This window comes from Dyella sp. GSA-30, assembly GCF_027924605.1.
Lineage (GTDB): Bacteria > Pseudomonadota > Gammaproteobacteria > Xanthomonadales > Rhodanobacteraceae > GSA-30.
This window is the reverse complement of record NZ_AP027042.1, coordinates 1,798,855-1,811,912: the sequence shown is the minus strand read 5'-3', so window position 1 is coordinate 1,811,912 and position 13,058 is coordinate 1,798,855. Positions and strand designations below refer to the sequence as shown.

Here is a 13,058-nt window from a genome sequence, read left to right as displayed (position 1 = left end):
AACTATTCTAGAGAGGCGGCATCGTAGTCGAATGTGCCTCGGCCCACACCGCCAGGCCACGCAGCACGCTGTCCTCGGTCAACTGGGTCGGCAGGGCCAGCAAGGGCTGCAGCTGCGCCGCATCGCCACCGCCGAGAATGACCCTCGGTGCGCCGCCAAGCCGGGGCGACATCCGCGCCACAAAGCGCTCGATCAACGCGACGGCAGCTTGCCAGCAGCCGGAGGCGATCGCATCGGCGGTGTTGTCGGCAACATCGAGCACGCGGCCCGGCTCAGGGTGCAAACGTGCCGTCGCACCCCACAACGATTGCTGCATCAGCTGCGGTCCCGGCGCGATCAAACCGCCCAGGTGGCGACCTTCTCCGTCGAGCGCATCGAGGGTGAGCGCCGTGCCCACTCCAACGAGGACGCAAGGCGCATCGCCGTTGTGATAGGCCGAGACCATCGCCAGGAAACGATCCACGCCCAGGCGCTCAGGCTCCACATAAGCGCTACGCACGCCGCAGGCTTCGGCCGGTGTACGCAGCCAGACGACGCTGCGCGCGCGAATGGCCTTGGCCATCGCTTCCACCCTCGCCTCTTTGGCCGCGTCGACCACGGATGCGCCGTAGATATGCGCCACGCCGTCGAGCGAACCCCATGCGGCAGCGAGCGCCGATTCGACATCGTCGTTCCACGCCACCGCGCCCTGCGCGATGTGCATGCCGCGGTCGAGCGCGGCCCATTTCAGACGGGTATTGCCCAGGTCCAGCAACAGCTTCATACGCGGCGCACCGATACGTCGGCGCTATCGACACGTCGCAGCCCCTCGCTGGTTTCAAGCAACAAGGCGCCGCGTGCATCGACGCCGGCACCGATGCCATCGAGCTCGCCCAGGGCGCCGGTGAGATGCAACGACTTGCCCAGCAGCAGATCGTAGGGCCGATAAGCTTGGGCAAAGCCGGCAAAACCGTCGCGCTCGAACTCGGCAAGACCATCGACCAGCGCGTGGATCAGGGCGGCAGCAACGCGGTTGCGATCCGGCGGCGTGCCGCCATTCAATCGGGCCAGGTCATCGCTGGGCTGGCCGGCTTGGGCACGCAACGCGTCGGTCAGCCGTAGATTGAGACCGATACCGATCACCGCCGCACAAGGCCCCTGATATTCACCACTGAGCTCGACCAGGATGCCGCCGAGCTTGCCCTGCTCGCTCAGCAGGTCATTGGGCCATTTGAGGCCTGCACCGGCCACGCCCAGGCTATCGAGCGCGCGCAGCACAACGACGCCCAGCGCCAGCGAGAGCCCGGACAGCGCCGCAAAGCCCGCATCGAACCGCTTCAGGCACGAGAGATAAAGATTCAGCCCCGGCGGCGATAGCCAACTGCGCCCGCGACGGCCACGTCCGGCGCTTTGCGTTTCGGCGAGGACAAAGCTCATATCGGGGGCATCGGCCAGGCGCCTTTGCAGCTCGGTCGAGGTGGAGTCGAGCTCCCAATGCACCTCCAGCGCACCAAGCCGGCTGGCTACCGTCCCCGGCAGCTGGCTGCGAATGGTGCGCTCGTCCAGCATCTGCAGCGGCCACGGCAGGCGGTAGCCGCTGGCGCCGCGGGCCTCGATCGGCACGCCTTTGGCGCGCAGGGTTTCGATCTGCTTCCAGATCGCGGCACGGGTAACCCCGGCCGTTTCTGCCAGGGTGGCGCCAGAGATGGCTTCGCCGGTAGCCAGGGCGGTCAATACATCGCGCGCCTGCATTAGCTAAAAACGCCTACAGAGGGGCGATACAAGCAGCGGCAGGCGTTGGAATGGGGGGATTGGGGATGCGACATGACGAGAATTCTAGCCGCAGGCGATGTCAGCGCGGCGCCCGACCGGGCACTAGCATCCCTGTGACGATTCTGCGACGATCCAGTGCTTGGGCTATGACTGAGGGGTTAGGCTCGCCATGCGTGCCAGGCACTTCCTGCCATTCATATTCGGGTGCACCTTGGCTGTCGCAGGCATTCATGCCGCGACGGCCGCAGATGTCGACACCCAGGACGCTGGAACGTTGTCGCATACCGCGACGGCGGACAGTTCGTCGCCCAAAGGCGGCAGTGCCGACCTGCTCGGCTCACGCGATTGCCCCCCAGCCTCCGGCAGCAGCTCCAGTTCAACGAACGATGCCGCTTCACACAGCGGTAGCGAGAGCAACGCGGCTCCCACTCGCCGGGCCAACATAGGCTGGCAATCGCTGCTTCCCGGCTCGATCCAGTAACTGCCGTCCGTGTTCGGCACGTGGTGGCGACAAATCACGTCGCGCTTCGCCCCTCCTCCCATTCCCGAAGCTCTCTGGCGCCACACGCTGGCGGCTTGCCCGTTGGCGCATCGCCTGGATCACTCCCGCCAGCAGGCCTTGCGCGAGCTGGCTGCCCACTTTCTCGCTCGCAAGCGCTTTCATGCCCTGGCGGGAGCCCCATTGACCGAACAGCTGCAATTGCTGATCGCGATGCAGGCTTGTGTGCCGGTATTGCAGTCCGGCCCGCGCGCACTGCGTGGCTGGCGCGAGATCCTGGTGTATCCGGGCGAATTCAAAGTACGCCGCAGCCATCACGACGAGCATAGCGGTGTGGTCAGCGAGGTCGACGACGTACTGATCGGCGAGGCCTGGGAGCACGGCCCACTAGTGCTGTCGCTGGCCGATGTGCAGTTGGACCTGGAGCAGCCGTGGGATGGCTTCAACGTCGTCGTGCATGAAATCGCCCACAAGCTGGACATGCTGGACGGCCCACCGGATGGCGTTCCGCCGCTGCCCAGGCATATCGAGCGACGCCGCTGGATCGAGGCATTCCAACGTGCGTACGACAACCTTGTCGCCGATGTCACGCGGGGACGCGACACCGTCATCGATCCGTATGCGGCCGAAAGCCCGGATGAGTATTTTGCCGTGGTGAGCGAGCTGCATTGGTCGCAGCCGGGTGTGTTGCAAAAAGCGGAACCGGCTATCGCGGAGCTGCTGGAGGCGTATTACGGCGTGTCGCCTGCGCCTATGTCGAAGCACTGAGGGCTTAAAGCCCCCCTCTCCCCAACCCTCTCCCCCGGCGAAGCCAGGGAAGAGGGAGCTAAAAGCACGCAAGATTCAAACTCGTCTCAGTGTGCCCCCTCTCCCCTGGCTTTGCCGGGGGAGAGGGTTGGGGTGAGGGGGCACAAGAGGCGATGCAAAGCGAGCCTGCTGCTCTTACCGCATCAACCCGACGGTAACCGCACCGCAAACCGCGCACCACCAAATTCCGGAGAGCGATCCACCGTCAACTCACCCTGATACGCACGCACGATGTCCTGCACGATCGACAGACCAATACCGTGGCCTTGCACGCGCTCGTCGCCGCGCACACCTCGCTGCAGCACCTTCTCAACCTTGTCCGCATCGATGCCCGGACCGTCGTCTTCGACACTCAGCCACAAGTCCGGACGCTGACGCCCGGCCTGCGGCTCAAGCTTCACCACCAGCAACACGCGATGCTGCGCCCACTTGAATGCGTTCTCGAGCAGGTTGCCCATCAGTTCGAGCAAATCACCCTGCTCGCCGTAGAACACCGCGCCTTCGTCGATATCGAACTCGCACAACACGTTCTTCGCTGCGTAGACCTTCTCCAGGCTCTGCACGAGGTCTTCGGCGTGATCGGCAATCGGCACCGCCGTAGTAGCAAACGTCTGCCGCCCGGACGTCGCCGCACGCGCCAGCTGATACGCCACCAGCTCGTCCATGCGACGTACCTGATCGAGCACATCGCCGCGAAACGGTGTGTTGTTGTCGTTGGCCAGTTCGAGCCGCGAACGAATCACCGCCAGCGGCGTCTTCAAACTGTGCGCAAGATCGGCCAGCGTGTTGCGATAACGTGTGCGTTGTTCGCGCTCGTTGTCGATAAACGCATTGATGCGCTCGGTCAGGCCGGTCAGCTCCTGCGGATACTGATTGTCGAGATGTTCCGACTCGCCGCGCTCGACACGCGTCATCTCGTTGGCCACCTTGCGCAACGGCGTCAGGCTCCAGCGCAGCAACAGCAACTGCAGCAGGATCAACATCACGCCCAACGACGACAGCCAGAACACCAGGCTGCGCCGCGTCTCGGCGTTCTGGCCTTCGACCACATCCTCGGTCTGCGCGATCATCACAGTCAGCGGCACCGACTTGTGATCGGACAGATCCCAGCTCACGCCATAGCTGTAGTAGTACAGGCGCCCCATGCGCGTATCGATCGGGCCGAACTCGCTCTCGCCGGGCTGCAGCATCTTGAGAAAACTGAAGTCGCGGCCCAACGCCGAGGGCGATTCCAGCTTGGTGTTGTTGTCGCCGATCACCACGGCATACAGCCCGGAACCCGGGCGCGAGAAGCTCTGATCCGGCGGCGTATCGGGCAGGAAGACCTTACCCGAGCGGGTCACTTCCAGACCGGCCAGATACGCGGTGACGAAATTTTCCAGACGCTCCTGCTGATCCTTCAACGCGCTGTCGGCATTGGTGCGCGACAGGGTCAAGCCGACCACGCCTAGAAAGGCTGCCAGCACCAGTCCAGTGGCCAGTGCCGCGCGCGCCGACAGCGAAAACGGTCGGCGCGGCGGCACGGGATCATTCGTCGTCGCTTTCGCTGCGGGGGATGGCAAATCGGTATCCGCGTCCACGTACTGTCTCGATGGGCTTCAAGGTGCCTTCCGGGTCCAGCTTACGGCGCAGTCGGCCGATGAAAACTTCCAGTACGTTGGAGTCGCGATCGAAATCCTGCTGATAAATATGCTCGGTGAGATCGGCCTTGGAAACCAGCTCGCCCGCGTGCAGCATCAGATATTCGAGCACCTTGTACTCGTAGCTGGTCAGGTCGACCAGCTTGCCTTCCACCGACACCGTTTGCGCAGTGGTGTCCAGCTTGATCGGACCGCAGGCCAGGATCGGCTTGGACCAGCCACTGGCGCGGCGCACCAGCGCGTTGATACGCGCCAGCAGCTCCTCGACGTGGAACGGCTTGACCAGGTAGTCGTCGGCGCCGTGCTTCAGGCCTTCGACCTTGTCCTGCCAGCTGCCGCGGGCGGTAAGGATCAGGATCGGGTAACGCTGGCCTGCTTCGCGCAACGCCCGTACCAGATCCATGCCCGACATCTTGGGCAGGCCTAAGTCGATGATCGCCAGGTCGAACGGCACCTCGCGGCCGAGGTACATGCCCTCTTCGCCGTCCTGAGCGGCATCGACGGCAAAGCCGTCGCGCTTGAGGCGTGCGGCGAGCGTCTCGCGCAACGGCGCCTCGTCCTCCACCAAAAGGATGCGCATCAGTGTTTCTCCTTATTGCCATCGCCCGTAGGGGCTGGGTTTTTGGTTGAATCGGCTTCGGCCGGTGTCGGGGACTTGGCCGCATCCGTGTAGATGGAGACCACGCGGATATGGCCGTTGGGGGTGAGGACCCGAATACGGTGCTCGAACGCGCCGCGTCCGCGCCGCATCGTGCCGATGGTATTGGCCGACAGCACCTTGCCGCCGGTCTGTTGTTGTACCTGGCTGATCGCCTGCTCGAGCGTCGTCGCCGGCTCGGCACTCTGCGCGGCCACCGCCGACCCACTCCCAAGCAAAAGCAGCCCCAACAAGAGCCAGGGCAGCTTAACGGAGGATGGCGGGCGGTTCGAAACGACGATCATGGGGCACATGGTCGTTCAGCTTGGGCAATGCGGGCTGAATAAAATGTCTAAATCATGTTGGTCAGTTACGCAGCAGCCAGCCGCGGCCCCATCGCCTGCTCAATAAGTGACCAGCCGGCGCCCGGTAAATGCGCGCCCTCGCTCAATATTCGGCGAAAACCACGAGCGCCCGGCTCGCCCTGGAACAGCCCCAGGACATGCCGGGTGATGTGCTTGAGCGCCGTGCCACGGGCGAGTTCGGCCTCCACATAGGGCTGCATCCGCCGCAGGACGTCAGCCCGCTCGGGCATCGGCTCGCCGTAAAGCGCGGCTTCGACCTTCGCCAGCACATAGGGATCGTGATACGCCGCACGGCCCAGCATCACGCCATCCACCTGACCCAGATGGGCCTGCACCGCCTCAGCCGTGGTGATGCCGCCGTTGATAACGACCACCAGCTGGGGGAATTCCCGCTTGAGCCGGTAGACGCGTTCGTAGTCGAGCGGCGGAATCTCGCGATTCTCCTTCGGACTCAAGCCCTGCAGCCACGCCTTGCGCGCATGCACCACCAGAATCTCGACCCCTGCGGCCAGCATGGTCTCGGTAAAGTGCTGCAAATCGGCGTATTCGTCCTGATCGTCCACGCCGATACGGCATTTCACCGTCACGGGCACATCCACCGCATCGCGCATCGCCTTGACGCAATCGCCGACCAGCGCCGGCTCGCGCATCAGGCAGGCGCCAAATTTGCCCGATTGCACGCGATCGGAGGGGCAGCCGACATTGAGATTGATCTCGTCGTAGCCAGCCTCGGCGCCGAAGCGTGCCGCGATCGCCAGCTCCTGCGGGTCGCTGCCACCCAGTTGCAAGGCCACCGGATGCTCCTGCTGGCTGTGTTCCAGCAGCCGCAGTTGCTTTCCACGCACCAGGGCCGCGCTGGTCACCATCTCGGTGTAGAGACGGGCATGCGGCGACAGCAGCCGGTGGAAATACCGGCAGTGGCGGTCAGTCCAGTCCATCATGGGGGCGACGGAGAGCTGGAAGTCGGTGGGGGCGAGGTTTTGCATGGGCGGTATTGTAGCTGGAGGCTTTTGTGCTGGCCTGCGGCACTATTCGCAACCGCGACTGACCCCAGGACCGGCATCACGAGGCTTGAAAATGCCCTCTGACCCGTTTTTCTACACTGATCTCTATGCGCCTGGCGCACTGCAAAAAGACGTCGATGCGCGCGTTAATCAGGGGGCCGATACATCAACCGCTGTTTGGTGCAGGAGCAACGGATGCTAAAGCTGTATTACCAAGTCCTGTTGGGTACCGCGCTATCTTTTGCAGCGACAGTCGGTTGTGTGGCGGCGAACTCCAGAGAAAAAGAGCATGACACCACCGTGTGTGAGCTGTATAGCCATCTAACCTCGCCGCTACCGGGCCGAGTACACCTAAAAGCCATCGTCTATCGGGGACCTCGGCACGGCGCCGTGCTGACAGATCCGCAATGTCCTGGCAAAGCGATTGGGCTTCGCCTCTCTGATAGCGTGTCCCCTGAAACTTCAGTGGCCAAATTCAACACCGCCCTGACAGGTGATGTGATGGACTTGTCGCTTCGTGTCTTCGATGTAGAAGCCTCCGGCATATTGAAGGCCTCGGGCCCATCAAGGCCCGAGGCGTTCTTGCTGATCGATCACGTCGAGCGCTTCAAGAAGCACGAGGCCGCCTCTTCCTCTCCGTAAGCCACTCGTCCTCGCGCTACAGCTTACCTGTAGCGCGATTTTCATCGTCTTGGCGCAGGCGGGAGTTACTTAGCTGCTCGAATGTCGGAAAAAATCAAGATGCTGGAGCATTCACTGCCAGCCTACTTGGTTGAAAATCGCGCGACTTATAGCGTTATGAGTGCCGGCGTGCACAACCTGACCGCGGGTAAAGGGGACGGGTAAAGGGGACGGGGGTAGTTAAATGGTACGGTCGGTACATCACAGTTAGTTACTTCGCCAATGCCCAAGCTTCGGCTCAGCCGGGCGCTATTTGTTGGTCCCGTTTTGGTATCGCTGCCGGACTGTCAGACTACGCCACTGAACAAACCTTACTAAATGTGAGTAACCCTTGTGACCGCAAATAAACTACGACTTGATCGACGGTTCTGGAAGGTATTCCTAGTTACGCTTATTCAGGTGCTTCTATTGCTCACCGTCATACTGATCCTCATGCGTTTTTTCTTGGGGCCAGGTCCAGGAAAGCAGTTTCTGATCGGATTTGTCCCACTTGGATGCGTCGCATTGGGATACGTCATCGTCAGGAATAAATTGCGGCAACCATAGTTGCCCCTGTCATGAAAGATTCCCGGCTCGTGAAGGGCGCCGCAAAAAAGCCCCGGCGTTGCCGGGGCTGATGTTTAGGGATTACGTTTCAACCGTCGTCGAATCGCTAGGCACCACATCCCTGTTCGTTCGTCATCCTATCGCCAGGAAGCCAGTCGCGATACTTGGGGACGTTGCGTTTAATCTGTGGCTCAACAATGTATTGAGAAATGCAGACATCTAATTGGTGTCGGAGATCGATCGTCAGCCTTTCTGAAATGTAACGCAGAGTGCTTGATATCACACGGGGCGCAAGAGTCTATGAATATTGATGAAATCTCAGCGAAGCTTGTTATGGAGCGAGTCGTTAATGCGATGGATTTGCTCAATCAGTCGGCCGGAACCATACGAGAGCAGTGTGATGGGGATACTTTCTCCGACTACCAGTTGAAGGTCGCTATCTTGATATCAAATATTGAGGATGAGCTGCTCAAGCCAATATATCGACAGTACCTTCATCTGCGGCCTTACTAGGTCGTAGTGTGGGTAGTTACACTTTCCCGGTCAGTACTGCGATCAAGAAAGATGCTGCAAAAAAGCCCCGGCATTGCCGTGGCTGATGGGAGGGATTGTGCTTCAACCGTCGTCGCGAGATAAGGAGACGGGGCAGTTAAATGAAACGGCTACACCGGTAAGACCCCACGTCTTCTCGACTCATATCCAGTTATCCTGAAGCTCCCCCGACATGGAGACTTTCCATGGCCAAGCTTGTCTTCGGATTGAACCAGTCGCTCGATGGCTACATCGATCACCAGAAATTTGCGCCTCCCGCAGCGCTTTTCCGTTACTTCATAGAACAAGTGCGCGCCCTGACGGGCATGCTGTACGGTCGTGGCATGTACGAGGTCATGCGTTATTGGGACGATGACCTTCCGGATTGGGACGAAGGGGATCACGAGTACGCCGCGGTGTGGCGAAGCAAACCGAAGTGGGTTGTGTCGCGCTCGCTGAAGTCAGTCGGTCCGAACGCAACGCTTATCGCAGATGATGTCGAGGCGGCGATAAGGGGGCTAAAGTCCGAGCTCGCCGGAGAGATCTACGTTGCCGGGCCAAATCTCGCGCAAAGTCTGACCGAGCTTGGTCTCATCGATGAGTATCAAATCTATCTCCACCCCGTCGTGCTTGGTCAAGGCAAACCATTCTTCGCAGGCCCTCGGCCACCGCTTCGCCTCGTGGCGACCGATTTGCTTGTCGAGAGCGTAATTAAATTGACGTACGTTCCCGCTTAATGGCGCGATGCGGACGACCCCGCCGCGTCAGGTGCAATTGGTAGCAAATTAATGGCCTGCCACAAGGGCGATGCACGCACTCAGTAATCGCGAATATCCAGCGCAACAAAGCAACGCGCGCTGTATCCCTGCTCCGTCGACGGCCAAGCCAGCTGACTCAGCAGGCGATCACCGCCCGGCCACGGCTGATTATCCAGCAACGCTTCGGTAACCACCGAGCCGTCATCGGCGCGACGATGGAACAGGCGGATCCAATGCAGCTCGCCGCTCAATGATTCGTTGCGCAGCGCATCCTGCAAACCCGACAACAAGCCTTCGGGTGCGGCCACATGGTCACGGCTGAAGGTCAGCGGGCCGACGAACACATCCCAGCTCCGCAGCCCCAGGTCCCAGCTTTGCAGTTGAATACGCCGATCGTCGGTGACGTACCAGCAAGCAGCCAAGAGCACGTACAAGGCATTGCGCTCGAATGCTTTCAGCGCATCGCGTACACCAGCGTCGCCGCCGCCATGGCCGGCAAAGCTTTCCTCGATGTGCCGCTCTTCGCTGAGTACGATATCCACATCCAATCGGCCCGGCGCACCTTCCGTACCCTCATGCCAGCTGGCGCGCACAGCGGGAAAATCGCCGTCGGTGACGAGCCAGTCTTCGTCGGGCTCCAGCTCCACGTCATGGCGCTCGAACAAACGAACCAGGTCAGCTTGCAAGGTGTTGCCGTTCATCGGGGGAATTCCTGGGTAGTAAACCGCGATAGCCTCTCATAAATGCTTTGCCGCTCCCAGCCTATGAGCTGGAACCGAATCGCTCAGTTTTTTTGTTCTTCCCCATTCATGGCTTCGGCGATTTCGATGGATATATCGCGGTGCAATGGGGCTGGCCGCGAAAAGTGAGCATTCGAATCTCAGCCAAAATAGGCCCGCGCACGATCGGCCAAGCCTTTCAGCTGACCCGCCTCCAATGCCATCGACGTTTCTACCAGCCAGTTGCTACCGGCCTCCACGTCTCGAAGCCGAATAAACAGCCGGATATGCCCCGATGCATCAGAAGTAGCCTCAAGTCGCAGATGACCCTCCAACGATTCATGATCCTTTTCACCGCTCCAACCTTGCCAGTTGACAGCAAGATCAGCAAAGAAGTCAGCCCATTGGCCTAGTTGGATGTCGTAGACACGAACGGCTGCACTAAGGGGGATTGAGACCAACCGAATCACAAAGAAACATCCGTCACGCCCAGTCAAACCACAGGGAACCTCTCCTTCGAATTGGAGCACCGTGCTGCTGTCGACGTCCTTGATGGCAAACTCAATCATTCAGTACGCTCCATCCCTTTCCCGTATGTAACTCCCAGCGTAGATAGCGGCAAACGTCGCATTTTTCTCATTCATGAATGATCGCCGTTCATGACGGGGTTTTAGATAGGCCAAGCGCCATGTAGCTACTTGAATCGCCCAAAATCCACCGCCTCTTTGACGAACTCGCCCGATGCAAGCAGAGCCTGCTCGATATCGGCAACTATCGCGGCGTTGTCGACTTTCGCGGTCACGAAGAGCGACCAGATGTCATCATCGATCTCGTAGTAGCCGCCAGCGTATTTCCAATAGCTGAAGTAGCGATCCTGAAGCATCGCAACGTTTGGATCATCCAGATTCTCGGGGTGTGGCTCTCTGGTCGAGCACAGCGCGCCTTGCAGAATCGCGGCGACATCGGGAAAACCGTCGGCACGATGATCACCCAACACTTCCACCAGCAGCTCGCTCCCGTGATACACGGGGCGCACCGAGAACCGAGCCGGACTCGTCACGCTTACGAGAGCCGGTTGCTGATTGGAGAACAGGCGTCGGCATGGTTCAGATGCCGACGCTCGAAGCAGATATCGAAGCGGGATGTATCCATCGCTGAAATGTCGCACTGGAACAAAACGCTTACTTGGCGTTTTTCTTCTTTTCCTGCTTGGCCGCCTTTTTTTCCTTCATGGTTTTGGCAGGCTTTTTCTTGTCGCTTTTCTTTGAATCCAGACTCTTGCTCATGTCGCTTTCTCCATCATGGCCACGCCCCCTGCCCTGCACGTTGAAGTGCACCGTCCGGGAGTTACCCGTTCAAGACTACGCTTATCCGCAGCGGCGTTCTATCAACTCGAAACGCAAAGGACGCCTGTACGCAATTTCATGCCTCAGCCCATCCCTGGGCGAGATGATCGGAGAAGGCTCTGACCTTGGCCGAGTGGCGCCGCTCTTGCGGCATGACGACATGAATGGGCGAGCGTACCGACCAATCGGGCAACACACGGACCACCTCGCCGCGAGCGATTTCATCCCCGAATAGCCACGAAGGCGCATAGCCGATGCCCATGCCTGCGAGCACCGATGTGCGGATGACTTCGCTACTGTCAGTCTGCAAATTGCCCTCGACCTTGATGATGCGCACGGTACCCTCGGGATCGGCCGCACCCGGTCCAGCGCTAAGACGCCAGGCATTGCGCATGGTCGCTTCGGTATAGACGATGCAGTTGTGCTGCCCCAAGTCGTCCGGCGACTTGGGTGGCTTGATCCCCTTGGGCAGGTTGCGCAGATAGTTGCGATGCGCCACCAATTCACGCCGCGATACTCCGATGGGCCGCGCGATCAGACTGCTGTCCGGCAGCTCGCCAATGCGCACCGCCACATCGATGCCGCGTTCCACCAGATCGATAAAACCATCATTGAGCCGCACGTCGATCTTTACCGCCGGATGCGCAGCCAGAAAGGTCTGAACCAGGGGCATCAGTTTCAGCCGGCCAAAGCCGACCGATGCGGCGACGCGCAGCCAGCCCTTCAATTGCTGCTCGCCATGCTTCAGCGACGTTTCCGCTTCGGCGATTTCCGCAACCACGCGCCTGACTTGCTCAAAGTAGCGCTCGCCCTCTTCGGTCAGCGCAAGCGAACGCGTCGTGCGAATCAGCAGCTTCGCGCCGAGAACATTTTCAAGTGCGGCCACCTGCTTGCTCACCGCACTTTGCGTGGTGTTGGACTCCTTGGCCACGGCGGAAAAGCTCCCCGCTTCGACGACACGGACAAAGGTCCTCATGGCTTGCAGCTTGTCCATCGGAACACCCTTTTTATTCCCATTAGGACTGAATGATATGACAAGTAGCGCAGTAGAAGTCAGACGCGGAATCAATCAAAGTCTCTTCAGACCAGCCAGTCCATCGCTGTTGATGGCGGCTACGTCCCTTTCCATCCACCCATCTTCAGCAACCCATGGGCGTCATGCCCCAAGGAAAGCCATCATGTCCAAGTTCAACGTCCCCACTCGCGATGAAGTCTCTCCGGCCAATCAGGTGTTGTTCGACAACCTCACGAAGGGCTTGGGTAAAGTGCCCAATCTCTATGCCACCCTGGCCTATTCCGAGCACGCACTCGGCAGCTACCTCGCGTTGCAGAATGCCAAGAGCAGCGTGACGGGCAAGGCCCGTGAAGTCGTCAACCTGGTAGTCAGCGAAGTCAACCGCTGCGAGTACTGCCTTGCCGCACATACGGTCATCGGCAAGATGAATGGGTTCACGGATGCGCAGGTGCTGGAAATCCGCGGTGGTACGGCAAGTTTCGATAGCAAGCTCGACGCACTGGCTCGCCTGGTGAAGAACACCGCCACCGAGCGCGGTCATGCCGATCCGGCGCTGGTCGATGCTTTTCTCGCTGCTGGTTGGACCAAGGAAAATCTTGTGGATGTCATCGTCATCATCGGCGACAAGACGGTGACCAATTATCTGCACGGCGTTACCGGTGTGGCTGTGGATTTCCCGGCTGCGGACAAGCTCGCCGCTTGATCGGAAATGTCGGCCTCGCCGGAACGGGTTCAGTTAACCTCAGTTTTTCCTATCG

15 protein-coding genes are annotated in these 13,058 nt (G+C 60.2%); 5 read left to right on the top strand and 10 right to left on the bottom strand.

All coding sequences use genetic code 11. The features are described from left to right. Positions 1-7: 7 nt before the first annotated feature. On the bottom strand, positions 8-763 hold the full coding sequence (locus tag QMG46_RS08050; RefSeq protein ID WP_281851981.1) for a type III pantothenate kinase: 756 nt from the start codon (positions 761-763) through the stop codon (positions 8-10). Next, positions 760-1,731 (bottom strand): biotin--[acetyl-CoA-carboxylase] ligase, encoded by a 972-nt coding sequence (locus tag QMG46_RS08045; protein WP_281851980.1) that lies wholly within the window; start codon positions 1,729-1,731, stop codon positions 760-762. Before QMG46_RS08045 ends, QMG46_RS08050 begins: the two co-directional genes overlap by 4 nt. A 190-nt stretch (positions 1,732-1,921) precedes the next feature. On the opposite strand from QMG46_RS08045, the gene QMG46_RS08040 reads away from it, so the two are divergent. After that, the gene (locus QMG46_RS08040; protein ID WP_281851979.1) at positions 1,922-2,233 is read left to right on the top strand and encodes a hypothetical protein; all 312 of its coding nucleotides are present in this window, start codon (positions 1,922-1,924) and stop codon (positions 2,231-2,233) included. 9 nt (positions 2,234-2,242) lie between these two features. Further along, positions 2,243-3,019 carry a M90 family metallopeptidase gene (locus QMG46_RS08035; RefSeq protein ID WP_281851978.1) on the top strand — a complete coding sequence of 259 codons (777 nt, stop codon included), beginning with the start codon at positions 2,243-2,245 and terminating at the stop codon, positions 3,017-3,019. A 182-nt stretch (positions 3,020-3,201) separates the two neighbouring features. Here QMG46_RS08035 and QMG46_RS08030 read toward each other — a convergent pair whose 3' ends face one another. From QMG46_RS08030 to dusA, 4 genes are all read right to left on the bottom strand, one after another. Further along, positions 3,202-4,581: an ATP-binding protein gene (locus QMG46_RS08030; RefSeq protein WP_281851977.1), complete on the bottom strand. Its 1,380-nt coding sequence runs from the start codon at positions 4,579-4,581 to the stop codon at positions 3,202-3,204. A 4-nt stretch (positions 4,582-4,585) separates the two neighbouring features. After that, positions 4,586-5,278 carry a response regulator transcription factor gene (locus tag QMG46_RS08025; protein WP_281851976.1) on the bottom strand — a complete coding sequence of 231 codons (693 nt, stop codon included), beginning with the start codon at positions 5,276-5,278 and terminating at the stop codon, positions 4,586-4,588. Beyond that, positions 5,278-5,640 (bottom strand): PepSY domain-containing protein, encoded by a 363-nt coding sequence (locus QMG46_RS08020; protein ID WP_281851975.1) that lies wholly within the window; start codon positions 5,638-5,640, stop codon positions 5,278-5,280. The genes QMG46_RS08025 and QMG46_RS08020 overlap by 1 nt, the downstream gene beginning before the upstream one ends. 65 nt (positions 5,641-5,705) lie before the next feature. Then, positions 5,706-6,686, bottom strand: coding sequence for a tRNA dihydrouridine(20/20a) synthase DusA (gene dusA, locus QMG46_RS08015; RefSeq protein ID WP_281851974.1), 981 nt, complete (start codon positions 6,684-6,686; stop codon positions 5,706-5,708). A 213-nt stretch (positions 6,687-6,899) separates the two neighbouring features. On the opposite strand from dusA, the gene QMG46_RS08010 reads away from it, so the two are divergent. Both QMG46_RS08010 and QMG46_RS08005 read left to right on the top strand, forming a co-directional pair. After that, complete coding sequence (locus QMG46_RS08010) at positions 6,900-7,346, top strand: hypothetical protein (protein ID WP_281851973.1); 447 nt, start codon at positions 6,900-6,902, stop codon at positions 7,344-7,346. A gap of 1,322 nt (positions 7,347-8,668) precedes the next feature. Further along, positions 8,669-9,199 (top strand): dihydrofolate reductase family protein, encoded by a 531-nt coding sequence (locus tag QMG46_RS08005; RefSeq protein ID WP_281851972.1) that lies wholly within the window; start codon positions 8,669-8,671, stop codon positions 9,197-9,199. 80 nt (positions 9,200-9,279) lie between these two features. Here QMG46_RS08005 and QMG46_RS08000 read toward each other — a convergent pair whose 3' ends face one another. The 4 genes from QMG46_RS08000 to QMG46_RS07985 form a co-directional block, all read right to left on the bottom strand. After that, positions 9,280-9,921: a DUF6348 family protein gene (locus QMG46_RS08000; RefSeq protein WP_281851971.1), complete on the bottom strand. Its 642-nt coding sequence runs from the start codon at positions 9,919-9,921 to the stop codon at positions 9,280-9,282. Between the two features lie 179 nt (positions 9,922-10,100). Beyond that, complete coding sequence (locus tag QMG46_RS07995) at positions 10,101-10,508, bottom strand: DUF6228 family protein (RefSeq protein WP_281851970.1); 408 nt, start codon at positions 10,506-10,508, stop codon at positions 10,101-10,103. Between the two features lie 125 nt (positions 10,509-10,633). Further along, positions 10,634-10,999, bottom strand: coding sequence for a hypothetical protein (locus tag QMG46_RS07990; RefSeq protein WP_281851969.1), 366 nt, complete (start codon positions 10,997-10,999; stop codon positions 10,634-10,636). 362 nt (positions 11,000-11,361) lie between these two features. Further along, the gene (locus QMG46_RS07985; protein WP_281851968.1) at positions 11,362-12,279 is read right to left on the bottom strand and encodes a LysR family transcriptional regulator; all 918 of its coding nucleotides are present in this window, start codon (positions 12,277-12,279) and stop codon (positions 11,362-11,364) included. Between the two features lie 184 nt (positions 12,280-12,463). Here QMG46_RS07985 and QMG46_RS07980 point away from each other — a divergent pair, with 184 nt between their 5' ends. Next, on the top strand, positions 12,464-13,003 hold the full coding sequence (locus QMG46_RS07980) for a carboxymuconolactone decarboxylase family protein (protein WP_281851967.1): 540 nt from the start codon (positions 12,464-12,466) through the stop codon (positions 13,001-13,003). Positions 13,004-13,058: the final 55 nt, after the last annotated feature.